23 protein-coding genes and 3 pseudogenes are annotated in these 22,568 nt (G+C 68.5%); 12 read left to right on the plus strand and 14 right to left on the minus strand.

What is annotated here, in order from left to right:
- Nucleotides 1-173 precede the first annotated feature (173 nt).
- From ACFY01_RS23845 to ACFY01_RS23855, 3 genes are all read left to right on the plus strand, one after another.
- On the plus strand, nt 174-488 hold the full coding sequence (locus ACFY01_RS23845) for a hypothetical protein (RefSeq protein WP_390737734.1): 315 nt from the start codon (nt 174-176) through the stop codon (nt 486-488).
- A 14-nt stretch (nt 489-502) separates the two neighbouring features.
- Nucleotides 503-823 carry a DUF6236 family protein gene (locus ACFY01_RS23850; protein ID WP_390737735.1) on the plus strand — a complete coding sequence of 107 codons (321 nt, stop codon included), beginning with the start codon at nt 503-505 and terminating at the stop codon, nt 821-823.
- Nucleotides 824-1,128: 305 nt separating this feature from the next.
- Entirely contained in the window at nt 1,129-1,911 is a 783-nt protein-coding gene (locus tag ACFY01_RS23855; protein WP_390737736.1) for a DUF6461 domain-containing protein, read from the plus strand.
- A 384-nt stretch (nt 1,912-2,295) separates the two neighbouring features.
- On the opposite strand, the gene ACFY01_RS23860 is transcribed toward ACFY01_RS23855, so the two are convergent.
- Nucleotides 2,296-2,964 (minus strand): response regulator, encoded by a 669-nt coding sequence (locus tag ACFY01_RS23860; RefSeq protein ID WP_390737737.1) that lies wholly within the window; start codon nt 2,962-2,964, stop codon nt 2,296-2,298.
- Nucleotides 2,961-4,157, minus strand: coding sequence for a sensor histidine kinase (locus ACFY01_RS23865; protein ID WP_390737738.1), 1,197 nt, complete (start codon nt 4,155-4,157; stop codon nt 2,961-2,963). The genes ACFY01_RS23860 and ACFY01_RS23865 overlap by 4 nt, the downstream gene beginning before the upstream one ends.
- Nucleotides 4,158-4,278: 121 nt before the next feature.
- Between ACFY01_RS23865 and ACFY01_RS23870 the strand changes: the two genes are divergently transcribed.
- Both ACFY01_RS23870 and ACFY01_RS23875 read left to right on the plus strand, forming a co-directional pair.
- The gene (locus tag ACFY01_RS23870) at nt 4,279-4,959 is read left to right on the plus strand and encodes a rhomboid-like protein (protein ID WP_390737739.1); all 681 of its coding nucleotides are present in this window, start codon (nt 4,279-4,281) and stop codon (nt 4,957-4,959) included.
- Between the two features lie 91 nt (nt 4,960-5,050).
- Nucleotides 5,051-5,614 (plus strand): dihydrofolate reductase family protein, encoded by a 564-nt coding sequence (locus ACFY01_RS23875; protein WP_390737740.1) that lies wholly within the window; start codon nt 5,051-5,053, stop codon nt 5,612-5,614.
- A gap of 121 nt (nt 5,615-5,735) precedes the next feature.
- Here the strand turns inward: ACFY01_RS23875 and ACFY01_RS23880 are convergent.
- Nucleotides 5,736-5,879: pseudogene (locus ACFY01_RS23880) on the minus strand (IS5/IS1182 family transposase); the annotation flags it as partial.
- Between the two features lie 183 nt (nt 5,880-6,062).
- Between ACFY01_RS23880 and ACFY01_RS23885 the strand changes: the two are divergent.
- Nucleotides 6,063-6,878, plus strand: coding sequence for a hypothetical protein (locus ACFY01_RS23885; protein ID WP_390737741.1), 816 nt, complete (start codon nt 6,063-6,065; stop codon nt 6,876-6,878).
- 70 nt (nt 6,879-6,948) lie between these two features.
- On the opposite strand, the gene ACFY01_RS23890 is transcribed toward ACFY01_RS23885, so the two are convergent.
- Nucleotides 6,949-7,434: a hypothetical protein gene (locus tag ACFY01_RS23890; RefSeq protein ID WP_390737742.1), complete on the minus strand. Its 486-nt coding sequence runs from the start codon at nt 7,432-7,434 to the stop codon at nt 6,949-6,951.
- A gap of 109 nt (nt 7,435-7,543) precedes the next feature.
- Between ACFY01_RS23890 and ACFY01_RS23895 the strand changes: the two genes are divergently transcribed.
- Both ACFY01_RS23895 and ACFY01_RS23900 read left to right on the plus strand, forming a co-directional pair.
- Entirely contained in the window at nt 7,544-7,750 is a 207-nt protein-coding gene (locus ACFY01_RS23895; RefSeq protein ID WP_390737743.1) for a hypothetical protein, read from the plus strand.
- Nucleotides 7,743-8,282 (plus strand): GNAT family N-acetyltransferase, encoded by a 540-nt coding sequence (locus ACFY01_RS23900; RefSeq protein WP_390737744.1) that lies wholly within the window; start codon nt 7,743-7,745, stop codon nt 8,280-8,282. The genes ACFY01_RS23895 and ACFY01_RS23900 overlap by 8 nt, the downstream gene beginning before the upstream one ends.
- Nucleotides 8,283-8,866: 584 nt before the next feature.
- Here ACFY01_RS23900 and ACFY01_RS23905 read toward each other — a convergent pair.
- From ACFY01_RS23905 to ACFY01_RS23925, 5 genes and pseudogenes are all read right to left on the minus strand, one after another.
- A complete protein-coding gene (locus ACFY01_RS23905; protein WP_390737745.1) occupies nt 8,867-9,913 on the minus strand; it encodes a LacI family DNA-binding transcriptional regulator in 1,047 nt (348 codons plus the stop codon).
- A gap of 214 nt (nt 9,914-10,127) precedes the next feature.
- Nucleotides 10,128-10,721 (minus strand): annotated as a pseudogene (locus ACFY01_RS23910) (sugar phosphate isomerase/epimerase family protein); the annotation flags it as partial.
- Nucleotides 10,722-11,132: 411 nt separating this feature from the next.
- Nucleotides 11,133-12,005 carry a GyrI-like domain-containing protein gene (locus ACFY01_RS23915; RefSeq protein WP_390737746.1) on the minus strand — a complete coding sequence of 291 codons (873 nt, stop codon included), beginning with the start codon at nt 12,003-12,005 and terminating at the stop codon, nt 11,133-11,135.
- 121 nt (nt 12,006-12,126) lie between these two features.
- The gene (locus ACFY01_RS23920; protein ID WP_390737937.1) at nt 12,127-12,717 is read right to left on the minus strand and encodes an aldo/keto reductase; all 591 of its coding nucleotides are present in this window, start codon (nt 12,715-12,717) and stop codon (nt 12,127-12,129) included.
- Nucleotides 12,718-12,939: 222 nt separating this feature from the next.
- The gene (locus tag ACFY01_RS23925; protein ID WP_390737747.1) at nt 12,940-13,836 is read right to left on the minus strand and encodes an aminoglycoside phosphotransferase family protein; all 897 of its coding nucleotides are present in this window, start codon (nt 13,834-13,836) and stop codon (nt 12,940-12,942) included.
- A gap of 152 nt (nt 13,837-13,988) precedes the next feature.
- On the opposite strand from ACFY01_RS23925, the gene ACFY01_RS23930 reads away from it, so the two are divergent.
- The gene (locus ACFY01_RS23930) at nt 13,989-14,738 is read left to right on the plus strand and encodes a phosphotransferase family protein (RefSeq protein WP_390737748.1); all 750 of its coding nucleotides are present in this window, start codon (nt 13,989-13,991) and stop codon (nt 14,736-14,738) included.
- 150 nt (nt 14,739-14,888) lie between these two features.
- Here ACFY01_RS23930 and ACFY01_RS23935 read toward each other — a convergent pair whose 3' ends face one another.
- The gene (locus ACFY01_RS23935) at nt 14,889-15,416 is read right to left on the minus strand and encodes an STM3941 family protein (RefSeq protein WP_390737749.1); all 528 of its coding nucleotides are present in this window, start codon (nt 15,414-15,416) and stop codon (nt 14,889-14,891) included.
- Between the two features lie 232 nt (nt 15,417-15,648).
- Nucleotides 15,649-16,128, minus strand: coding sequence for a hypothetical protein (locus tag ACFY01_RS23940; RefSeq protein ID WP_390737750.1), 480 nt, complete (start codon nt 16,126-16,128; stop codon nt 15,649-15,651).
- A 313-nt stretch (nt 16,129-16,441) separates the two neighbouring features.
- On the opposite strand from ACFY01_RS23940, the gene ACFY01_RS23945 reads away from it, so the two are divergent.
- Nucleotides 16,442-19,549 carry a tetratricopeptide repeat protein gene (locus ACFY01_RS23945; RefSeq protein ID WP_390737751.1) on the plus strand — a complete coding sequence of 1,036 codons (3,108 nt, stop codon included), beginning with the start codon at nt 16,442-16,444 and terminating at the stop codon, nt 19,547-19,549.
- Nucleotides 19,550-19,632: 83 nt separating this feature from the next.
- Here the strand turns inward: ACFY01_RS23945 and ACFY01_RS23950 are convergent.
- A pseudogene (locus ACFY01_RS23950) lies at nt 19,633-19,794 on the minus strand (DNA-binding response regulator); the annotation flags it as partial.
- Between the two features lie 434 nt (nt 19,795-20,228).
- On the opposite strand from ACFY01_RS23950, the gene ACFY01_RS23955 reads away from it, so the two are divergent.
- On the plus strand, nt 20,229-20,543 hold the full coding sequence (locus ACFY01_RS23955; protein WP_390737752.1) for a DMT family transporter: 315 nt from the start codon (nt 20,229-20,231) through the stop codon (nt 20,541-20,543).
- 63 nt (nt 20,544-20,606) lie between these two features.
- On the opposite strand, the gene ACFY01_RS23960 is transcribed toward ACFY01_RS23955, so the two are convergent.
- Nucleotides 20,607-21,059: an SgcJ/EcaC family oxidoreductase gene (locus ACFY01_RS23960; protein ID WP_390737753.1), complete on the minus strand. Its 453-nt coding sequence runs from the start codon at nt 21,057-21,059 to the stop codon at nt 20,607-20,609.
- Between the two features lie 95 nt (nt 21,060-21,154).
- On the opposite strand from ACFY01_RS23960, the gene ACFY01_RS23965 reads away from it, so the two are divergent.
- Complete coding sequence (locus ACFY01_RS23965; RefSeq protein ID WP_390737754.1) at nt 21,155-21,661, plus strand: MarR family winged helix-turn-helix transcriptional regulator; 507 nt, start codon at nt 21,155-21,157, stop codon at nt 21,659-21,661.
- A gap of 87 nt (nt 21,662-21,748) precedes the next feature.
- On the opposite strand, the gene ACFY01_RS23970 is transcribed toward ACFY01_RS23965, so the two are convergent.
- Nucleotides 21,749-22,408: a formylglycine-generating enzyme family protein gene (locus ACFY01_RS23970; protein ID WP_390737938.1), complete on the minus strand. Its 660-nt coding sequence runs from the start codon at nt 22,406-22,408 to the stop codon at nt 21,749-21,751.
- Between the last annotated feature and the right edge of the window lie 160 nt (nt 22,409-22,568).

Genomic DNA, 22,568 nt, shown 5'->3' on the forward strand with positions numbered 1-22,568 from the left:
AGGCAGATGCCGAGGTCCGGGACGGTACTGGCGCAGGTCACGTGCTCCGCAAGTGCGGTGTTCCGGCTGCGTTGCCGCTTTCTCCGCGCGGCGGATGCCACTGCCCTAGGCTCGGCGGATGTCTCAGGCACTCGCGGATCGGTGCCGGACAGCGGGGAGGAACGATGCAGCGGATGGGCCTGTACTACCCGTACATCCACTTCCGGGGCGAACAGTGGCTGAAACTGGCCGCGCTGTACTGGCCGCGGATCGCACGGGTGGTCCCGGATGGCTACACAGTTCGGGACAGCCGTACGACCGCAATCCTGACCCAAGCCGGCCTCGCCCTGGAAACCACCCGTGAGATTCACGTCGGCACGACTGCCCGAGAGACCGGGCAGTGGCTCGCCATGGACCCCAGCCTCGCCTGGGCTTACAAATGCGCGCTCTCCGAGCACCTTGCGCGCGTCAACGAACTCGAGCCGCTCACCGACGGGCTTGCTGCCTAGCCTTCCGTGATGCCGTGACCACCGCGGCCGCTGAACTCGCCGAGTTGCCGTTGGAGTCAGCTGATCCGGCCGTCGTAGCTGCCTACCTGGATCAGATCGTCGCGCGGAGGTTCGAGCAGCCACTGGGCGACCTCCGCTCCGCGATGCGTGGGCTCAACGTGGAAACCGCGCTGAGTGCGGCCAGTATGAAGTTCGAACTACCGGCAGCCACTGCGGCGCTGGGTGGCACTGTGGCAGGCCAGTCGGCGGTGGCCACGGCAGGCGGGCTCGCCTTCGCACTCGCGGGTCTCGGTCGATCATGGAAGCAAGGCTCGGCAGCCCGGCGTAGCGCCTGACCCGAGTCCTACCTGCTTCGCGTCGAAAAGGCGGTCAGTCCCCGCTCACTGCTCGCTCGGATACAAAACCCGCGACGGCACGGCATTCGGACCACCTGATCCAGCAAGACGACGAAGGTCGACCTCGTCTCAGACTCCTGGACACCAACACGGCTGGACTCGTCGCATGCGCAGGCAAGAGAGGCGCGTGGGCGCTGGTTTGAGTGGCGTCCACCGGCTGCACTCGACGCGAGATGGCACGAGCTGCGGCAGTACCGGACCCGCTTCACGGGCCCCTGTCAGTGGTGACAGGCAGACTGTGCTGCATGACTTCGGTAACCGCACATGACTACGCCTGGATACGTTCGTCCTCGTGGTTCGGCTACGCGCTCGACATCGGATACACCCTGACCCTGGTGCGGGGCGTCACGCCGGGGGACGTGCATCGGGTGATGGCAGCGGAGCCGCAGGGCACGTGTACAGGGGTCGACGCCTTCATCGAGCGGCAGAACGAACTACTCGATGGGACGGACTACTGGGAAGAATCCTTCATCTCGGGTGCGTTCACCGTGCCGGGCGCCGACGGAGACTGGACACTGGTCCTGCACTTCGACAGCGGCGTAGGGATGCAGCCACGTTTTCTGGAGGCCCTGTCGGCAGGCGGGCGCGCGGTGACGCACTCCAGCAACGGGGGCAAACCCATCCACCTCTTCCATTGGTACGAGGACGGAGAACTCCGGACCACCTTCGAGTCGGCGACGGCAAGGGACGGCAGCACCCCCGACGCCCTGAACACGGTGATGCATGAGGTTGGTTTCGCCCTCTGCGAGGAAGAGACCGCATCTGAGACGCACGTGGACACCAAGGCGGCGGTCTTCGCCCTTGCTGAGCGGCTGACCGGCGTGCGGGTGACGGAGGAACTCGTTCGGGATGCCGAGTACCAGCTCGGCCATGTGCCGGAAGAGCCCGCCGAGGAGTGGGCCGGCATCGTCGTCGACATCACCGACACTCACGGGGAGCGCCTGTACAAGGAATTCACCCGCGAGGAGGTCGATGCTTCTGTGGAGCGCGCCCGCGCCGAAGCCAATCGACCCAGGCCAACCTGCTGACCCCGCCGACAGGCACGCACCCGTTTCGTCCAGGCCGCGGTGAGGTCCGGCATGCCGAGCATGATCACGTAGCCGGGTGTCGAGACGGGGCGCGTTCTCGTGGTGCAGCACGCTGACCATGCCGGGCACGGCGAGGACGGGTGCGGTGTCCACCGAGCCGATGCGCGCGCGGTGCCGACGGATCCCCTTACCCGCCCTGGTCCTGGTCCTGGTCCTGGTCGTGAGGGTGCTCAGTGCCGGGTAGCGGCGCCGGCCGGCTCGCCAGGACGGCCGTCAAGCCGATTGGCCCATCCGCGGGTGGTTGGGTTGTGTCGTGGCCCGCGTGGATCGCACCGCCCGAGGCCTGAACCTCCTGCCCCACAACTGGGTCCTGCTCGTCCTGCTTCAACGACGTGCGGGCCCGGCCAGTCCGCTTTCGTAGGCGGCGATGACGAGCTGGGCCCGGTCCCGGGCTCCCAGCTTCGTCAGCAGATGGCTGACGTGGGTCTTGACCGTGCCGACGGTCAGATACAGCTCGGCCGCGATCTCGTTGTTGGACAGGCCGCGTGCGATCAGGTCCAACACGTCCCGCTCGCGGCCGGTCACACCGTCCAGGGTGCGGGTGACCGGGCCGGGGTAGCCGGGGCGGCGGACGTAGGTCTCGATGAGCTTGCGGGTGACGCCGGGAGACAGCAGCGACTCCCCGGTGGCGATCACCCTCACGGCGTCGATCAGGCGTGCGGGTGGAGTGTCCTTGAGGAGGAAGCCCGCGGCGCCTGCGCGGAGCGCCTCGAAGACGTACTCGTCCAAGTCGAAGGTGGTGAGCACCAGGACGTGGACGGGCACCGGAGAGGGGCCGCCCAGCAGCGCGCGGATGGCCTCGATGCCATTGAGGCCGGGCATCCGGATGTCCATCAGGGCGACATCGGGGCGCTGTTCGCGGATCACCCTGACCGCCTGGCTCCCGTCGGCCGCCTCACCGACGACCTGGAGATCGTCTTCCGACTCGATCAGCACCCGGAACCCGGCACGGACAAGCGCCTCGTCGTCCACCACGACGACCCGAACCGTCATGCGCCCTCCAGGTCGGCGCCCACGGGGAACTGGGCTGTTCGCTCCTCCGTGGCGTACGGCAGCCGGGCGGTGACGCGAAAGCCATGCGGCGAGAGCGGGCCCGCGTGAACCTCGCCGCCGTAGAGGGCGGCGCGTTCCTTCATGCCGGTCAGGCCATGGCCCTCGGTGATCGGGGTGGTCGTGCGGCCGGCTCCGGCATCGACGACCGTGAGAGCGACCTCGCCCGGCGCGTAGGCGACCGTCGCCCGGGCGTGGCTGGTGCGGGCATGCTTGACGACGTTGGTCAGGGCTTCCTGCACGATGCGGTAGGCGGCGCGGTCCACACCTCGGGGCAGGGCGTGCGGGTGACCGCTGATCGTCAACTCGACCTGTACACCGGCCCGTCGGGTCTGTTCAAGGAGCGTGTTGAGGTCGTCCACGCCGCCGGGCAGCCATTCGGCACTGTCGTCATCGCGCAGGACACCGAGCAGTGAGCGCAGCTCTCTCAGGGTGGCCCTGGTGGTCGTCTCGATCGCGGAGAGGGACCTGGCGGCCTCATCAGGTCGGCTGCCGATGACGTGGTGGCCGACGCCGGCCTGGACCGCGACGATGCTCAGACTGTGCGCGACGACATCGTGCAACTCCCGGGCGATACGCATGCGTTCCTCGACAAGCGTGTGCTGCGCCCGCTCCTCTGCCTGTTCGACCAGGCCCTGGGTATAGACGCGGCCTTGTCTGGTGGCCCACCCGATCGCCCAGGCGGCGGCCTCGACGATGAGGCTTTGGCTCATCCCCGGCCACCCCCAGTAGTCGTGCCCTGTCATGCCCTGCATAGGGCTCATCAAGGCGAGTTGTGCGGCGCCTGCCACCGCGCCCGCGTACGCCGCGACACGCGCGCGTCGGGCGACCGCCACCCCGTACACCAGCAAGGCAGTCGCCAGCACCCCCGTCAGGCTGAGCGCGCCGTCGGTGGCCATCACCACCGACCCCACCGCCAGTGCAGGCAGTGGCAGCAGCCGCCGGACGGCGACTGCCACGCCCAACGAGCACGTCAGCACGGTCTGCCATGCCGGCCAGCCCGTGCGGTGCGTGCCAAGCGTCCACCACAAGACGTTCGAGGCCATCAGGACCATGGCCAAAAGCACATCCAGCCCAATCAGCTGAGTAGGCGTCAGCCTCTTGGCATAGGACGTCGCGTCATGCCTCACCATCATGCCTCGCACCATCCGACCCTAGCCGGGAGGGCGATCGTCCGCCTCTGTCCAGGGACAGAGATCAGCCGGTCATTCCGTGGCCAGATCCGCGGGGCGGGCACCCTCTGCCAGGGTCGGCCACATGGATCTCTTCCGGATGCCCGCCCGCCGATGGCTCCTCCCTGTGCCCTGGGGCTTCGCCCTGCTCGCCGCCGCGTCGTCCCTGACGTACGGCGGTGATCACGCGGTGAACGCCTGGGCATCGACCAACCTGGCCAATCTGGGCGATCATCCTGTCGAGGCGCTCATAGCCTCCGCCTTCTTGTTCGACGCCGATCCATGGGCCTGTCTGCCCAGCATCGCCCTCGCCGGGGCCGTACTGGCGTTTCTCGTCATCCGGTTCGGCAACGTGCGGGCGGTCACACTGATCGCGGCCGGCCAAGTCCTCGGCACACTGGTGAGCGAAGGACTGCTGGCAGCGCGGATCGCGACGGGCCAAGCAGACCCGGCGCTGCGTGCGACGCTGGACGTCGGCCCGTCCTACGTGATCGTCTCGGCCCTGGCCGCGGTGGCGGCAGCGGGGGCCCGCCGGTGGCACCGATGGACCGCGCTCGCCGCGCTCGCGGTGCGCGCACCGCACATCACGAGCGGCCTGACCACGCTGGCGGTCACTCCCGTCGGCCACGTGACAGCACTGTCCACCGGCATGCTGCTGGCACGGGGGGCTGCGGTCGTCCGACGCCCGCCACCGCTACCCGCTCCGAATGACGTTAACGAGGCGGCCTGGACCGCCTCGACGCGGATGACACGGAAGCCGAGGTAGGTTACTCGGCCCAGGGGATCCCGCGAGTCGCGATGAGTCCTGCGGCCTCCGGCGGTCGTACTGTCGAACCAGCTCCGGAGGAGGATCTTTGATGCGCAGCGTGACCTATTCGATGAGCGTCTCACTTGACGGTTACATCGTCGGGCCGGACGGCGGTTTCGACTGGACGGCGCCCGTCGAGGAGGTTTTTCGCTTCTGGATCGACGAGATCCGAGAGGTCGGCGTCCACCTGTTGGGACGACGGCTGTACGAGACGATGCTGTACTGGGAGACCGCCGACCAGGATCCATCGCCCGACGACTCAACGCTCGAGTGGACCGCGCTGTGGAAGCCGCTCCCAAAGGTGGTGTTCTCCACCACGCTGTCGGCGGTCCAGGGCAATGCCCGCCTGGCCTCCGGCGGCCTGGCGGAGGAGATCGAGCGGTTGCGAGCCGAACCGGGACAGGGTGACATCGCGATCGGCGGCGCGACGCTCGCCGCCGAGGCGGCCGCGTTGGGTCTCATCGACGAATACCGGGCCATGGTCTACCCGGTGCTTGTCGGCGGTGGCATTCCGTTCTTCCCTCAGCACGAGCGCCGGGTGGATCTCGAACTCCTCGAGACCCGCACCTTCAGGTCGAAAGTCGTCTACCTGCGCTATCGCGTGGCACGCTAGGCGGCTCGTCCGCCGAACCCCGGGAAGAACGGCCGAGCCAGTGAGGTTCTTTCAACGTACATCATTCCACTGCCCGTTGAGGACGAGGGCGACGCGGGTGAGGTCGCCTGTCGGCTCGGGCTGGCGCACGGTTGGCGAAGACGTTGATGTCTTCGTGCAGCCAGCGGTAGCCGGTTGGCCGCCTGCGAGATGCCCGCGTCGCGGGCCAGGCAGTGGAGTGGACGTAGCCGTGCTCCCGGAACCAGCGCAGCATCAGGACGTCCTGCCGGAGCACAGCGTGGGTCATCAGCGTGAAGCCTCTGGTTCAGCGGGCAAGATCTCGTGGTGTGGCCTCTCTCCTACCAGGGGATTCACGCCTGACGGGCGACTGCGACGCCGTGATCACACCAGCTATTCCAAGATCATCTCACCCGCGGACAACAGCCATGGGAGCCCTTAAGGTGAGCGGGTGGTCGAACGTGATGTGAGGAAGATGCGTGTGGCGCTGCCTGCCCATGTCGTCGAGGTCGGGACTGAGCCGCTGGACCGGCCGATGCGGAATTCAGTGGGCGGCTGGCCCTTCCTCGACGACGTCCAGGAATGGCCCGAGTGTTTCTGCGGCGAGCGGTTGGCTCTGTTCTTCCAACTCGACATTCCCAGGGACGTGGAGGTTTTCGGTGGAGACCACCTGCTGGTCTTCCACTGCCGTGCGCACAACGACGCATCCGAACCCGAGTTCGCCAATGACCGGCTCGTACCCCGGTACTGGGGCGCTCCGCAGCCGCCCTACCCACGCCCGTTCTGGTGCGTGCTGCTCCAGCGCCACGCAGCGCTGCCAGCGGCGGAGGCCGAACCATCCCTGTGCGCCCTGCCGCTGACACTGCGCGCCTTCACGGACACCCCCGGCCCGCGCGGGCTCGGAGCCCAGACCTTCAAGGTGGGCGGTACGCCGTCCTGGGCGCAGGACCCCGAGTACTACAGATGCGCGTGCGGCGCCGACCTGGTGTACCTCTGCCAGGTGCCGGAGGGCATGGAATTCGCCGTCCACCCCGGTCAACCAGAGCAGCCCTACAGCGTCGGCGCCGACACCTACAATCTGTTTCTTGGCAACGAGGTCTACCTGCTGGCGTGCCCGGCCCATTGCGATCCGGCAGCAGTCTGGCCGGTGAACCAGAACTGGCCCCTCCGCCTGCCCGACCTCCCCCGCGTTGGCCATGGCCTCACAGCACCTGCCCGCCTTCGCCTTCGTCGACCGCATCATCCGGATTTCCGCCGCTGCGGGTAGAGGCGTACAAGGGCATGGTCAGTGGGCCTTCGACGGCGCCGGGCAGGACGCCGCCTCTGAGTATCGCGCGTCACTGATCATCGAGGGATGTCTGCCGGGCAAGGAACTCCTCGAACGCCGCCTTCTGCTTCGGATCCATGAAGCCTTGGCGGACACTGCGGGCCTTCTCCTGGAGCCAGTGTGCCTCGTCGGGGTCCAGTAACTCGGCGACCACCACGCCTTTGCGAGCAACCGCCGTTCGCCCTCCTACGCGACGGCGAAAAAGCGTGAACGCGCCGAATTCCGCGGGGTGAGCCAGTTCCGGCTCCACAGCGTGGTTCTCATCCTCGGCGTGGTTCTCATCCTCGGCATCACTCGTCTGGTAGGCGGTGGGGGCCCAATGCTCCCAGAGCGCCAACGTGGCTGCGGGAACCAGCACCGCGCGCTCCGCCTCTCCACCCCCCTCCCATATGAACGTGACAGTGACGGGCTCGCCGACCGCCTCGGCCAACCCGAGCACCCTCTCCATCTCATCGTTGATCGGATAACCCACTACTACATCGATCTGAATCCCCATGGTGCCTGAGGCTACTGGCCGCTTCTGACATACCGGGCCAAAAAGCTCCTGCGCCTCCTCGACCACGGCGCACCGAGCGGACCGGCGGTCGGGCGGGTCCGAAGAGCAGGTGGACGAGAACCAGGCGCAGCAGGGGGTTCAGGGCGAGCTGGTGGCCTCGATGGAGGACAGTACCGACAGGACGTTCGGAGCGCGCCGCTCCGCCCTGACGCTGTCGGAGGCGAGCGATCAGGGCATCGCCGCGCGGCGTAGTTCAGCCGAGACGCCCATGGGCCTGTTCACGGCAGGCGGGCTGAGATACTCCGGCCATGGATGACGGGGAGATGGGGAGCGGTAGGCGATCGGCCGTGGTCCATGCAGCACGGACCACGGCGGCGCACGCCGCGGGATGGACGCTGCGTTCTGCGGTGGCAGCGGACATCGAGGTGATCGCGGAGCTGCGGGCCATGGTCATGCGTGCGGACTTGGAACGTCTTGGGCGCTACGACGAGCACCGGGTACGACAGCGGCTGCGGGACTCCTTCTCCCCGCAGCACACGTCGATCATCATGATCGACAGTGAACTGGCGGGATGCGTCACGGTCAGGCCCGCCGAAGGCAGGCAGTGGCTGGAGCACTTCTACCTTGCTCCCCACCGTCAGGGCCGAGGGCTCGGATCCGCTGTGTTGCGCACGGTACTGGAGCGAACGGACGCGCAGGGCATGGCCGTGGGCCTGAATGTCTTGCAGGGCAGTGCTGCCCGTCGACTCTACGAGCGCCACGGATTCGTCGTGGAAGCCCAGGACCCGATCGACATCTTCATGATGCGCCCGCCGGGGGCGATGGCGAGCAGTCCCGCGAAGGCCTGACCTGCAAGGGTGCGAGAGGTTGTCTGTCCCGAGCTGTCTTCTGCGACGTGGCACACCCATGGCCGGCGCGGTGCGGGTCGGAGCTGCGTATGCGGCGAGGTGCGGCCCGCTCCACGGTCCCTTGCGGCATCGGCGAGCTCCGCCCGCGCGGCGACGGCCCGGCGGAGTTCGCCTCTCCTGATACCCCAGCCGCAGCACGGCGAGCGTGGCTGATTGGGGGGCAGGACTTCGAACAACGCTACGGGCGGTGGAAAACGGTGCGCACCCGCTACCGCAGCTACGCCCTGGAGCGCGCCTTCACCCGAGCCCCGCAGCAGATCCAGGCCCACGCCGATGCGGTCGGTGGCCGAACGCCTTTGGACCAACCTCCGCATGAACTCCCGGGGTGGTGACCGAGGCCGGTGGAATCAAGACCTGGACTACGGTCCGTGGGAGCGCGGGCGCTTGGCAAGAACCTCGGTCGAGATTCGAAATCCTTCGCGGTCTCAAGAGAGAGTTTCCACGGCGGCGCAGGCTAGCGATGCGCATGGGAATGCGCAATGCACGCCGAAGGGTGGGCGGTGAGGGCACAATGTGCCGCTGCGTCAGTCCTTCAGCGGGGCCGTGCTGCCACGCACCGTCAACGTCGTCGCGATCTCCAGCCCGACCTGCGGCGCCTGCTCGCCACGACCGAGGGTGAGCGCCAACTCCGTCGCTGCCACCGCCATCTCGGTCAGGGGCTGGTGGACGGTTGTCAGAGGCGGATCCACCCAGGCCACGACCGGCAGGTCGTCGAAACCGACGACACTCAGGTCTTCGGGGATGCTCATGCCGACCTCGCGTGCGGCCTGGTAGACACCGAGCGCCTGAAGGTCGTTGGCCGTGAAAATCGCTGTCGGGCGGTCGGGCAGGGCCAGCAGGGAACGCGCCGCCTCACAGCCGCTCTCGCGCGTGAGTTCCGCGTGCACGACGAGTTCCGGGTCGACCGGCAGGCCGGCGGCCTGCATCGCGGAGCGGTATCCGTCCAGCCGGGCCACGCAGCACAGTACGTCCTGCGGCCCACTGATCATCGCGATACGGCGGTGTCCGAGCCTGGTGAGATGGCGTGTCGCGGCGCGGCCTCCGGACCAGTTCGTGGCGCCCACGAACGGGACGTCGTCAGGCAGTTCCGCAGTCGGATCGAAGACGACGAACGGGATACCCTTCGCCTTCAGCTGTTCGCGCTCCTCCACGGAGAGCTGGGCCACGGACAGCACGCACTTCGGCCGGCGCGAGATCGTGTCGTCCCAGCTCGGCGTGGAGTCGTGCAGGCCGAACCGGGACACCATGAGGCCGACGCCGTGCTCGCGGGCCACCTTCTCGACACCCCGGATGATCTCCACCGCCCAGAGGTCCTTGAGTTCACGGAACACGAGCTCGACGACGTTGTTTCGGCCCGCTCCACCGGGCTTGCGGTAGCCGTACCGGTTGACCAGTTCCTCGACCCGGGCGCGCGTGTCCGCGGACACCCCCGACTTGCCGTTGATCACTTTGGACACGGTCGGGACCGACACCCCCGCCGACTCGGCGATGTACGCAATGGTGACAGGTCTGGACGAGTCACCCTGCCCGCGTCCCTCGTCCGCCGGTCCGTCGGCTGTGTGGTCCCCCAAGGTCAACTTCCCGATCTTCGAGCCAGTGTGGGTGTGCCTGGGCATCCTCTCATCTCTTACGGACGAGCCTGTGGCCTCGACCACAGGTTCACGTTAATTTCTCTGCCATACAGCGAGAAAGTTTTCCGTTGTCCGGATCGCCGGACCGGGCCGGACCGCGTCCCGGACACCGCAGCCACGCCGCCCCCCGGCCCACTGGCGCGACAGCTGCGTTCTAGCGGCGCAGGGCGGCGAGGTTGCGGTAGCCGATCGCCGCGTGTTCCAGCGACTGGGCAGGGCTGGTGGTGCTGGGCGCGTTGTCCTGTTCGACCATCGGATTGTGATAATTGCGGTGTCCCACGGGGGAGAAGAATGTCGTGTAGTCGATGACGCCGGTGCCGAACGGGACCATGTCGTAGCCCATCCCGTTGGTGGTGTTGACGACGCCGTCCTTGGCGTGGAACAGCGGGTAGCGCTTGTTGTGGCGGGTGACCAGGCCTGCCGGGTCGAATACGTTCGTCCGCGTGGAGCCGTCGTGGGCGGTGTAGGTGCGGAACTTGTACTGGGCGACGTGCGCCCAGAAAACGTCCATCTCCAGCCAGATCAGCTCGGGGTCGGTGATGGACAGGAAGTACTCCAGCTTGCGGATGCCGGAACTGCGGGTCGGGCGGCCCTGGGCGTCCAGGGGGCCGCCGTCGAGAAGGAAGTCGTAGGCCGCGTCGTGGTTGTGGGTGTACAGCTTGAGGCCGGCGCGGCGGGCGATGCCGCCGAGGGCGTGCCACTTGTCGGCGGCGACGTCCCAGTCTGCCTTGTACGAGTTGCTGGTCGGCGAAGGGTTCGTTGGTGGACTCGGACGACAAGGCCTCGCCTGCCTGTCTACGCGGGACACCGTGGCTGGCGGCGCGGCCATGATCGCCGCGGTGGCACTGGTGCGAGGGGTGCCTCTCACCACGAGGACGGTCGCCCCATGGCTGGCACCGCACCCACGGCGAAGCCGTCACCGCCGCCCGACGGGACGTCGAACAACGCTGCGCCCGTTTTCTGGGGCTCGCCCAGCAGGTGCCGGCCCTGTGCAAACAGCCCGGGATCACCAGGCACGAACGGGCGGCCGTGGACGCGTATGTCCAGATTGCCGAACCGAGCACTCAACGCCGCCCCCCGGCCAATGAGTCGCCGTCGAACCGACCGCACCGTCTGGATCGTCAGCGGCTGGTGCTGAGCAACCAGGGGGGCGCTCGGATCAGACCGTGGTACGGATCACCGGGATCCACAGCTGCGCGTCGGACTGCGTCGGGGCGTCCTGCGACGGGCGGGTGCGCAAGATCTCCGGACCCGGACGGTACTCGTACGGGTTGGACGGGATCCACTGGGCAGCCACGTCGCCCCACATCTGCTGCAACGCCTGTGGGAACGGCCCGGTGTTCTCGAACACGGCCCAGGTGCCCGCCGGGCAGTCCAGCACGTCGAGGTCCTCGGGCAACTCGACGGCGGTGGTCACCACGGCGTGATAGTAGTCCAGTTCGCTGCCCTCCTCGAAGCCGTCCGACAGGCGCACGGTCGCCGACACCACGCCTTCCGGGTCCTGGTCCGAGAGGCCGACGATCCGCAGCATCGTCTCCGGCGGGATGCTCCGGATGTGCTCGGCGATGTGCGGGTTGATGCCCTGGTAGATCAGCGGGACGCGGGCCCTCTTGCCGACGACCCGGAATGCTTCCTTCTCCACGATGCGGTACCGCATGGTGCTGTTCCCTTCGATGGTGAGGCGGAAGGACAGCCGGGGCTGCGAGTTCAGGGCCGCGCCGGTCCGCCTGGCCTCGCCGGGACCGACACCGTGCACGGCGCGGAACGCCCGGGCGAAGGCCTCCCCCGACGTGTAGCCGTAGCGGATCGCGATCTCCAGCAAGGTCGGTTGCCCGGCCAGCACTTCGGCCCCCGCGACGGTGAGCCGCCGGCGTCGGATGTACTCCGACAGCGGCATCCCCGCCAGTGAGGAGAACAGCCGCCGGAAGTGGTACTCCGACGTGACCGTGATCCGGGCCAGCGCGGACACCTCGATGTGCTGGTCGAGGTGCTCCTCAATGTGCTCCATGGCCTGGTTCAACCGATCCAGCAACCCGGCCTCCTTCCCTTTCGATCACCAACGTTAGGAAGGACCAAGCCTTCCGCACCCGACATCCTGTGCCCGCTCCGGTCGGGTGGGGTACGGCCTCGACGCGCTGGGGCTGCGGCCTATGTCAGCGCCGGTGCTGGTCGGCGCGCAGTTCGAAGTCGCCGTAGCTGTTGTCGGCAGGGCTGACCGTCACGCCGGGGGGCGCGATCTCGTCTATGCGGTCGAGGACATCGGCGGGCAGCGTGAGATCAGCGGCAGGCAGGAACGCTTCCAGTTGCTCCATGGTGCGCGGTCCGATGATCGCGGAGGTGACGCCCGGATGGTTGAGGACGAAGGCGACGGCCAGTTCGATCAGGGTGAGGCCGGCCTTCTCCGCCAGGGCCGCGAGCTGTTCGACCGCGTCGAGTTTGCGCTGGTTGGCGGGGCTGGTCATGTCGAAGCGTGCCGCGGAGGCCGGGCCTGAGGTGTTGTCCTTGCGGTAGCGGCCCGAGAGCCAGCCGCCGGCGAGCGGGCTGTAGGTGAGCGTGCCCATGCCGTGGCGGCGCACGGTGGGCAGGACGTCCTCCTCGATCCCGCGCACCAGGATCGAGTACGGCGGCTGCTCGGTCACGAACCGCTCCAGACACCGCTCCCTGGAAGCCCACTGGGCCTCGACGATCTGGGAGCCCGAGCAGGACGAGGAGCCGATGTAGCGGACCTTCGGACACTGGACCAGCCGAGCTGGACCACAGCGGGAGTGCGGCGCCTACGGTCGACCCCGAGGCAGCGGCGGGCCAGTTCGTTGATGAAGCCGCCGACCCGGCCGTTCACCTCGATGATCCGAGGGTCTTGGGGGGTTAGTTGGGCACTACGGCACAGGTCTGTTGTGCCGGCTGTCCCGGTCGTGCGGGAGAAGGAAGAAGGCGCGTCGGACCTTGGCATCCCTACGCGGCACGCGTCAAACGCCCTTCAGAACACGCTCGAGTGCCGCCCGCCCTACAGGTCCCCAGTGCGGTTTGCCACCGGGAAGACTTTTATCTCCGTTCTGCCCCATGAGCACCAGGAAGAGGCTCTTCATCACGGCCAGCCCGCGGGCGCGCCGGATCGCCGCCTCGTCCGCATGCGCGTACATGCCGAAGAACCGGGAGGCCGTGCCTGCGGGCAGCAGCACCCATGCGGCGGCGAGGTCCCACGCCGGGTCGCCGGCGAACATGCCGCCGAAGTCGACGATGCCCGAGAGCGTTCCGTCCGAGACGACGACGTTCGCGGGATGGAGGTCGCCGTGCACCCACACCGGCGGGCCCTCCCACGCGGGGGCCGCGACGGCGTCGTCCCAGACGGCCCGGACGTCGGCAGCGATGTCCTCGGGGGCAATGGCCTGGAAGAAGTGCTCGAAGCCGTCCGTGCAGTCCTTGGGATGGGCACCGCGGTCCGTAGCGATCGGCGCCTCGACGGGCGCCTCCACATGGAGCGCCTGGAGGAAGCCCGCCAGTGTGTCGGCCGCGTGGGCGCCACGGCTGATCGAACCGTGGTCCAGCGGCTCGCCGGGAACCCACGTCATCACGGTCCAGTGCTTGGGGAAGCGCTCGGACGGTTCGCCGAACCGCACCGGAATCGGCACCGGGAGCGGAAGTCGCGGAGCCAGCACGGGTAGCCACCGCCGCTCCTTGAGCTGGAGCTCCGGGGTGGGGTCCATGCGCTGCATGCGTACGGCCAACTCGTCCCCGAGACGCCACATTTGGTTGCCCCAGCCGCCCGCCACCTCACGGATGGCCAACCCTGCAAGGTCTGGATGCTGCTCTTTCAGTAGGTCGCGAACCAGGTCTGCGGTGATTTCGATCTCGGTGTCGGTCATGCGAAGTCACAGTACTGAAGCGGAAGGCGGAGCGGCTCCCGCTCTCCGGACACACCACTGTCCCGGTCGCGCGCGCCGAGCGCGGGTGCTGCTGCGCTCGCGGCGTGGCACGGACATGGCGCCGGCGACGTCGAGGATCATACTGGTCGCCCGTGAATGAGGTCGTAGTCGTCGTTGCCCATTCTGAGCGCGCGACCTTGCGCGTCGGCGACGTGTTCCTGAAGGTGGACGCAGATCAGGCACGCATCGACGTCGAGGTCGAGGCGATGGCCCTGGCGCCGGTCCCGACCCCGCAGGTCCTGTGGCACAAGCCGCCCGTGCTCGCGATCACCGCGGTCCCGGGGACGGCGCTCGGCCGCCTCGGCGAGCCGTCGCCCGCGTCTCCGACGGCGTGGGCTGCGGCGGGTGCCGCCATCCGGAAGTTGCACGACGCGCCGTTGCCGCCCTGGCCCGGCGGCCAGGCGGGTCAGGACCTCGACGAGTTGACCGCGGATCTCGACGGCGAGTGCGAGTGGCTCGTTACGAACGGCGTCCTGCCCGCCGACCTGGTCACCCGCAACCGCCAGGTCGCCGAGGCCGCGCTCCGGCCGTGGACTCCGGTGTTCACACACGGCGACTTTCAGATCACTCACGTGTTCGTCGACGGCGACGAGATCACGGACATCATCGACTGGTCCGAGGCGGGCCAGGGCGATGCCCTGTTCGACCTCGCCACGTTGACGCTCGGACACGAGGAGCACCTCGGCGACGTCGTCGCCGGCTGTGGCACCGACGTTGACCTCGACGTGATCCGCGCGTGGTGGGCATTGCGAAGCCTGCTGGGGGTTCGCTGGCTGGTCGAACATGGCTTTGACCCGTTCGCGCCGGGCTGTGAGGTCGACGTGCTGAGATCCCGGATGTGAGGCGGCGCGGGCCCGACCGCTGCGAGTGCGTTCTGACGCATCGAGCCGGCCATGTCGTGGGCGCATTGCCTGCCCATACGCCCAATGGAGCGCGGTTGCGGACACGCCGTCATTCACGGAGGCCCGGAAGCCTCACCTTGCCAGGAGTCGTCAGTGCTGTACCGCGAGTCCGGGGCAGTGACGCCGCATCGCGTCCAGGACGGTCTCAGGTGGCACCGGCAAGGTGTTCGTGGCCATGCTGGCCGGGCCGAAGCCGAGTCGTGCGTTCATGGACGCGGTACTGCGGACGAGCTTGGGCGCTCGCGCCAGATAGGCGTCCGGATCGTGCAACACCAGCTCAATGAACCACTGCGAGGTGTTGCGTACCCGCTGCTCGCGTATCCGCACCGCGGCTATCTCGTCCCAGCCGAACCGGCCCAGCCTCACGTGGTCCACTCCCGCCTCGTCCAGCACCAGCTCCGGTCGGTCGCGGAGCAGGCGCTGGGCGATGATCACTGAGCAGAACCCGAAGAAGGGCACAGCCACCGCTCCCGCCACGGTCATCTTCACGGTGCTGTGGGCGACCACGAAGACAATGCCCAGAGCGATGAAGACCAGGGAGCCGGCCAGCATGGCCCACACACGTCCCTTGGCGAGCGGGTAGACAGTCGGGGGCAGCGGAACGCCGTTTCTGATCACGGGCTCAGACGATAGGACCAGTGCCCTCGTCAGCGGAAGCTTTTCGCGGACCGTCTGATGCCGTGACCGGCCCGTCTGCCACGGTCCCGCACGGGAGACGCCGGGGGGCGGGCCTGCTCCACTCCGCTTGAAGGTCGGCGGACGCGAGACAGGACCCGCCTGGCCCGGCAATGGCACGTGGTCACGCCGGAAGGCGGCGGCACGTGCGTGCCGCCGCCTTCCGGGGCTGTCTTCAGGCCTGCACGAGCACGGTGCACCAGACCTCGTTGTTGTCGCCGATGCCGCAGTCGGCGATCTCTCCGCTCCGGATCTTCGTCCAGACACCCTTCTGCCGCCAGTGCCAGGTACCGACCCGCGAGAACCGCTCGTGGTACCCGCGAGAGGCGAACGTGAAGGCGTCGACGTCCACGCCGGTTCCGTTACCGCCCCGCGTGCCGTTGCCGAACGAATCCTGCTTGCACTTGGCGTGCTTGAACTCGCTCGTGGTGCCGCCACCCCAGTTCCACACGTCGCAGTAGTGCGGGCCCGCGCCGAGACTCGTCGTGTAGTGCATCGTGCCGCCGGTCCTGTTCTTCACCGCGCCGCACAGGGGACCTACGCACCCGTCCGCGGAGGCGGTCGTCGCCCCCGCGACCACCGCTCCGGACGCCATGAAGGCGGTGGCGACGACGGCGACGGCCGTCCGGTTCGCTCGGGACATCATCTTGCGCATGCGGTTCCATTCTCTCGTTGCGTCGGCTCGGCCACGCCTCGCGCGGCCACCGGCAGGGCGGGTGGCAGCGCCGCTCTCCGGGAGCTGCGCGGGCCACCGTCGGGGTTCTCTCCGGCAGGGGCGTCCGCCGCGATCCGCCTGACGGCCCGTGAGGTGAGGATCTATGGTGAACCTTGCGAAAACCTTGTGACGGCCGTTCCGCTACGGCCCCGGAGTGAATGACGGAGCGCCGTTGGAATCCCGGCTCCTGCTCGGCGGGCGTAGGCTCCCGCGATCGGCCGGTCGTTCCACCGCCTGTTCCGGGTGAGGCACGATGAACCTGCACCTACTCGGGCCTTTGGAACTGCGCGTCGCGGGGCGCGTGGTCGACCTGGGGCAGCCGCGTCGTCGAGCGGTCCTCGCGGCGCTGGCGGCCGACACCGGCCGGCCGGTCCCTGTGACCACATTGGTGGACCGCGTCTGGGACACCGCCGCGCCCGATGGGGCCCGGTCGGTCCTCTACTCGCACATCAGCCGTCTGCGGCGGCTCCTCGAGGACGCGGCATCAGCGTCAGGCGGTGACGAGGCGGAGGTTCCCCCGCCACCGCTCCGTATCAACAGGGCTTCCGGCGGATACGTTCTGGAGGCGGACGAACACGCCGTGGACCTCCTCCGCTTCCGCTCGCTCGTCGCGCAAGGGCACGAGACGCACCTGTCCGACACACGCCGCGCACACCTCCTGGAGGAGGCACTGCGGCTGTGGTGCGGTGTGCCGCTGGCGGGGCTGCCGGGCGCGTGGGCGGAGCGTACGCGGATCGCCTGGACGCAGGAGCGTGTCGAGACGGCGCTCGCTTGGGCCCGCATCCTGGTGCGGCAGGGAAGGACCGAGGAAGTGCTCACCGTCCTGCGGCCCTTGCTGGCGGAGCACCCGCTGTGCGAGCCGCTCGCCGTGGCGGTGATGCGTAGCCTGGCCGCCACCGGACGAACGGCCGAGGCAGTGCACACCTACACCGGGGCCCGTCGGCAGCTCCGCGCTGAGCTCGGCGTGGCTCCGGGGCCCGAACTGCAGGCGCTGTACGAGGAGATGCTGCGGGGCACCGGACCGGAGGAGTCGCCGGGCGCGGGGTCCGACCCGGTCGCTGTCCGTACCCCCGCCCCGGCCCCAGTCCCGGTTCCCGCCCAACTCCCCATGGACGTACGCCCCTTCAGTGGGCGAGAGGATCAGCTGGCCGAGCTCACGCGGTGCCTGGTCGCCGCGGACGGCCCGGACGGTGCGGAGCGCGGGGCTGCGGTGGTCCTCTCCGCCGTCTCCGGCACCGCGGGCGTCGGCAAGACCGCGCTGGCCGTGCACTGGGCGCACCAGGTGCGTGAGGCCTTCCCCGACGGACAGCTCTACGTCGATCTGCGCGGCTACGATCCGGACGAGCCGGTCTCCGCCGCTCAGGCCCTCGCCGGGTTCCTCACCGCCCTCGGCGTGTCCGGCCAGGAGATACCACTGCGGCTCAACGACCGGGCCGCGCGCTACCGCACCGCGGTCGACGGACGGCGTCTGCTCGTCCTCCTCGACAATGCCGCCTCCGCGGCGCAGGTGCGCCCGTTGTTGCCCGGGAGCCCGGCGTGCAAGGTGCTGATCACGAGCCGGGACTCGCTGTCCTCCCTGGTGTCGGTGCACGGGGCGCGGCGCCTGGTCGTCGACGTCCTTTCCCCTCACGAGGCGCTCGCCCTGCTGCGCACACTGATCGGGCCGCGCGTCGACACGGACCACGCGGCCGCCACCACCTTGGCCGAGCAGTGCGGGCGGCTGCCCTTGGCGCTGCGGGTGGCGGCCGAACTGGTGCTGTCACGTCCCCTGGAACCCCTGGCCCACCTGGTGGAGGAACTGCGGGATCACCGGCGGCGCCTTGATCTGCTGGACTCCGGCGACGGAGATCCCAGGGCTGCCGTTCGGGCCGTCTTCTCCTGGTCCTACGACCGCCTTCCCGAGCACGAGGCACGCCTGTTCAGGCTGCTGGGCCTGCACCCGGGGCCCGATGCGGACGTGCACTCGGCCGCCGCTCTGGCCGGTGAGACCGTGGACCGGACGCGGCGGTCCCTGGACGTCCTGGCCCGCGCACACCTGGTGCACCGGAGCGGTCCCGGCCGCCACGGCATGCACGACCTGCTGCGCGCCTACGCCGCGGAGCTCGCCAACCGGCACGACGAGGCGGTGGAGCGCGACGCCGCCGTAACCCGTCTGCTGGACCACTGCCTGGCGTCGTCGGCGGTGGCCATGGACGTGCTGTATCCCGCCGAACGGCATCTGCGTCCCGCCGTCGAGGTACCCGACACCGGTCTGCCGCCGCTGCGTACGGCCGACGAGTGCCGCGCGTGGCTGCGCTCCGCGCAGCACACACTGGTGGCACTGTGTTCCAGGACCGAGGAGCCCGGGCCGTCCCGGCACACCGTGCGGATCGCCACCACGCTCCACCGCCATTACGAGCGCTCGGGGTATTTCGCCGACGCGCTGACCGTTCACACGCACGCCCTGCGGGCGGCCCGTACGGTGGGAGACACCCGTGGTGAGGTCGATGTCCTCGCCTGCGTCGGCGCGGTCCACCGAAGGCTCGGGGACTACGAGACTGCCCACCAGCACCACGCGGATGCGCTGTCACTGTGCCGTCAGGTCGGGTATCGGGCCGGCGAGGCGCGTCATCTCACCAATGTGGGCGTGCTGCACGAGTTGCAGGGCCGGTACCGGGAGGCCGCCGAGCACCACGAGAGGGCCGTCCAACTGTTTCGCGTGGTCGGTGACGCCCACGGTGAGGCCGACGTGTTGAACAACCTCGGCATCGTGCAGGAGTTGCTGGAGGACTTCCAGGCGTCGACCGAGCGGTACCGGCAGGCACTGGCGCTGTACCGGCAAACGGGCCATACGTTCGGGGAGGCCAGCGCCCTCGGAAACCTGGGGATCGTAGTGGCGCGGCTGGGCGACCACTCCGCCGCGGCCGGACACTTCGAGCGGGCGCTCGCTCTCTTCCGCCGGCTCGGACACACCGGCGGAGAAGCGCACGCGTTGTCCAACCTGGGGAACGCTCTGTGCCGTCAGGGCCGGTACGAAGAGGCCGCCGAGCACCAGCACCAGGCCCTGGCCAACTTCCGGCGAACCGGAGAACGTTACGGAGAAGCGGGCGCCCTCAACGGCCTGGGCGAGGCCCTGTACGGCGCAGGACAACACGTCCAAGCCCTCCAGGCCCACACATCGGCACTGGAAGTGGCCCGTGAAATCACAGAACAGGAAGAACAGGCCCGCGCCCACACTGGTATGGCCCACATCCAGCAGAACAGAGGGGAACACGCTCACGCCGTGGACCACCTCCACCAAGCGCTGTCCCTCTACGCCGCCCTGAACTCCCCACGCGCATGGGAAGTTCGCAACACCCTCCTCGCCCTGACCGCCCGGTAACCCGTCCACTGGACGTGGAAGGAAGTAGTTGCGAGTGCCGCCGCCAATGGGGCCAATGGGCGCGCACAGAGTCTGCGACGACGGTCGCGTTCACGCGGGGTGAGCCGGTCGAGCCGGGCCTGGGCTTCCGTGGCTCGGGGCTGGTTGGCCGCGTGGTAACGGTCGATCAGGCGGCGGGCGGCGGCAGGGTGGAGCATCGCCGACCCGGCGGCCACCAGGTGAACGGCGCGGAGGATCTCGGTCGGTATGGGCCGATCTGCCCCCTGCCCACGTCTGGCACCTGCAGCGCCCTCTCGTCCGCGCCGACCGCGCCGAGCAGCAGCCCGTCGAGGTACGGCGGGGGCGCGCTGACCTGCCATGGTCGGGGCCACGGTCGGACCTCCCGGGCCGTGGTCGGCCTGCGGATGGACCAGCTCGGTGAGGCGTCGATGAACGGCTGCGCCGCAGAAGCAGGAGTGGCGGGCGGGGGTACCCCCGTGGTGGTGCTGTCCAGGCAGAAGAACAGGACGGTCCTTGACGACAACTTGGACCTCGTTTCCGTGGCAGATGTCCAGCCGCCTGCCGCTGTTGTACACAGTTCACCCGCAGCGTCCGCCACGCGCCGGCAGCCCGCAGCAATGCAGCGCAGGGAACCGACGCGCCGTACCCAGCAATGACAAGACGGCGCAAGGAGCACGACATGGCCTGGATCGTTCTCGTGGTTTCGGGAGTGCTGGAAGCTGTCTGGGCCACAGCTCCGGGCAAGTCCGCCGGGCTGTCCCGCCCCGCGCCCACCACCATCTTCGTCGCCGGCCTGGCGCTGAGCATGATGGGGCTCTCCTACGCGCTCAGGACCCTGCCCGTAGCAACCGGCTACGCCACTTGGGTCGGTATCGGCGCCGTTCTCACCGCCGTCTACGTCATGCCCTTCGACGGCGAGTCCGTCAGTGCGCTGAAGATTGTGCTGCTCATTGGCATCGTCGGGTGCGTCGCCGGTCTGAAACTCGTGCACTGAGCGATGCCGCTGACCCGCAGCAGCTGCGCTGCCCGGACCGCCCGCTGGCAGCGAGCACCAGATTCAGCTGTCGGCGGCCGGGATCAGCCCTGGGGCGAACCTGTACGAGATCGACTCCATCAACGGCTTCCGCTTGGTGTTGTGAAAGGCCATGATGCGCCACTTGCCGTCGGCCTGCCGGACCAAGGTGTACGTCTGCAACTTGGTCAGCTTGCGCGGCCGCTTCTTTCTGTACGTGTCTCCGCGGCCGTTCACCACGGCGACGTCCGGGCCGTTGAAACGGATCGAGATCACCTCGTCGGCGAGTCTGGTGCCTTTGAGGAAGCCCTCGAACAGCGTGCGGTGGCAGTTCACGATGTCCTGGCGTCCCTGGTACAGGGTGCCGACGTAGGTGATGTAGGTGGCGTCCTCGGTGAAGAGCTCACCGTATGCGTCTGCGTCGTGCCGCTCCCATGCGGCCACGAGTTCGTCCAGGACGCCGGTGACGGCGGCGACATCAAGGGTGACTGTCGACATGGCGGATGACCTCCTCAACTGGTTACACTGATGCAGATTCTGAACTCATGCAGTATCTGCTTCCATGCAGCTAAATCTAGAGAGGACTCTCGACGATGGCAACCCCTTCGGGTGGCGGAAACGAGCATGTGATCTTCCGTCAATACCTGAACGCGGTAGGACTTCAGGGCCTGGCCAGCGCAGAAGCCGCCGGCCTGCATACCTCCGAGTGGTACGCACTCAGTCTGATCTCCCTGGAAGGCGGTCTCACCTCAGGCGAACTCGCCTTGAGGACCGGACTCACCACCGGTGCCACCACACGCCTGATCGACCGCCTTGAGCGGGCCGGCTACGCCCGTCGCACGGCGGACCCCAAGGACCGCAGACGCGTGATCGTCGAGCCGGTCCCTGACGCACTCGAGCGTGTTCAACAAGTCGTGGAGGCCGCCCGCCACCACGTCGCCGATGTCCTGGCCCGCTACACCCCACAGCAGCGCGAACTGCTCTTCGACTACTTCCAACACGCCGCACCAGCCTTCCGCGCGGCAACGGAGGAGATCCGAAGGACGACGACCCCACGGCGCAGGCGCGGCACCGGAAGTCAGGGCGACAAGAGCGACTAGGGCGGCAACTGAGCACGAACGACCGCACATGGCGGGCTGCTCGGGGTTGTCCGCAAGGCCTCTGACTGACCGACTCGGAATGAGCTGTTACGGCCGCGGCAGTGATGTGGAGCGGGCGATGCGAAATCCGACGTCGTCGATTCGGAAGGTCGGGTGGCTGCGCCGCCGCACGGACGCCCGACAGCTCCAGTGCTCATCGGCCCATCCACCACCACGGAGCACCCGGTAGGTGCCGTACACCTCGGCGTCGTAGACGTCCCAGCACCAGTCCCACACATTACCCAGCATGTCGTACAGGCCCCATGCATTGGGCTGCTTGCCGCCGACAGGGTGGATCCTCCCAGCGGAATTGCCCTGGTACCAGGCGACCTCGTCGAGCCGGCCGTACCGTGGGCCGGCGGTACCCGCACGGCAGGCGTGCTCCCATTCCGCCTCGGTCGGCAACCGGTACCCGTCTGCGGAGGTGTCCCAGTGGGCCGTCTCGGCGTCGACGCAGAGGTGATACGCGGGCGTCAGCCCCTCGCGTTCGGACAAGGCGTTACAGAACTGGACCGCGTCCCACCACGAAACACCCTCAACCGGCAGCCGCTCGCCTTGGCTGCCACTCGGCCGTCGGCCGGTGACTCGTGCGTACCAGGACTGCGTCACCGGGAACGCCGACATCTGAAACGGCGCCACCTCGACCGGCCAACTGGTCTGCGTCCGCCGGTCCGACAGCGTCACCTGCCCCGACGGGACCCCGACCATCTCGTTTCCTGCCCCCGCGTCCACGACAGGCCACCCTACCGGTGGGTCGATGCCGCGGGCGTTCGCACCAGCGAGCGCGACCTCATCCCCAGCGCATTGCCGGCTTCGCGACGTCGCCTCGATGCACTACATCACGGTCCGGCCGGGCGATAGAGTCGAG

Source organism: Streptomyces sp. NPDC001480 (genome assembly GCF_042894725.1).
Taxonomy (GTDB): Bacteria; Actinomycetota; Actinomycetes; order Streptomycetales; family Streptomycetaceae; genus Streptomyces.

Bases quoted from the DNA above. Each gene is read 5' to 3' on its own strand.
- ACFY01_RS23945 (WP_390737751.1), top strand. From the start codon at position 16,442: ATGAACCTGCACCTACTCGGGCCTTTGGAACTGCGCGTCGCGGGGCGC.
- ACFY01_RS23970 (WP_390737938.1), bottom strand. From the start codon at position 22,408: ATGGTCGGGGTCCCGTCGGGGCAGGTGACGCTGTCGGACCGGCGGACG.
- ACFY01_RS23865 (WP_390737738.1), bottom strand. From the start codon at position 4,157: ATGATGGTGAGGCATGACGCGACGTCCTATGCCAAGAGGCTGACGCCT.
- ACFY01_RS23940 (WP_390737750.1), bottom strand. From the start codon at position 16,128: ATGCGCAAGATGATGTCCCGAGCGAACCGGACGGCCGTCGCCGTCGTC.
- ACFY01_RS23860 (WP_390737737.1), bottom strand. From the start codon at position 2,964: ATGACGGTTCGGGTCGTCGTGGTGGACGACGAGGCGCTTGTCCGTGCC.
- ACFY01_RS23870 (WP_390737739.1), top strand. From the start codon at position 4,279: ATGGATCTCTTCCGGATGCCCGCCCGCCGATGGCTCCTCCCTGTGCCC.
- ACFY01_RS23925 (WP_390737747.1), bottom strand. From the start codon at position 13,836: ATGACCGACACCGAGATCGAAATCACCGCAGACCTGGTTCGCGACCTA.
- ACFY01_RS23890 (WP_390737742.1), bottom strand. From the start codon at position 7,434: ATGGGGATTCAGATCGATGTAGTAGTGGGTTATCCGATCAACGATGAG.
- ACFY01_RS23855 (WP_390737736.1), top strand. From the start codon at position 1,129: ATGACTTCGGTAACCGCACATGACTACGCCTGGATACGTTCGTCCTCG.
- ACFY01_RS23845 (WP_390737734.1), top strand. From the start codon at position 174: ATGGGCCTGTACTACCCGTACATCCACTTCCGGGGCGAACAGTGGCTG.
- ACFY01_RS23955 (WP_390737752.1), top strand. From the start codon at position 20,229: ATGGCCTGGATCGTTCTCGTGGTTTCGGGAGTGCTGGAAGCTGTCTGG.
- ACFY01_RS23900 (WP_390737744.1), top strand. From the start codon at position 7,743: ATGGATGACGGGGAGATGGGGAGCGGTAGGCGATCGGCCGTGGTCCAT.
- ACFY01_RS23965 (WP_390737754.1), top strand. From the start codon at position 21,155: ATGGCAACCCCTTCGGGTGGCGGAAACGAGCATGTGATCTTCCGTCAA.
- ACFY01_RS23875 (WP_390737740.1), top strand. From the start codon at position 5,051: ATGCGCAGCGTGACCTATTCGATGAGCGTCTCACTTGACGGTTACATC.
- ACFY01_RS23960 (WP_390737753.1), bottom strand. From the start codon at position 21,059: ATGTCGACAGTCACCCTTGATGTCGCCGCCGTCACCGGCGTCCTGGAC.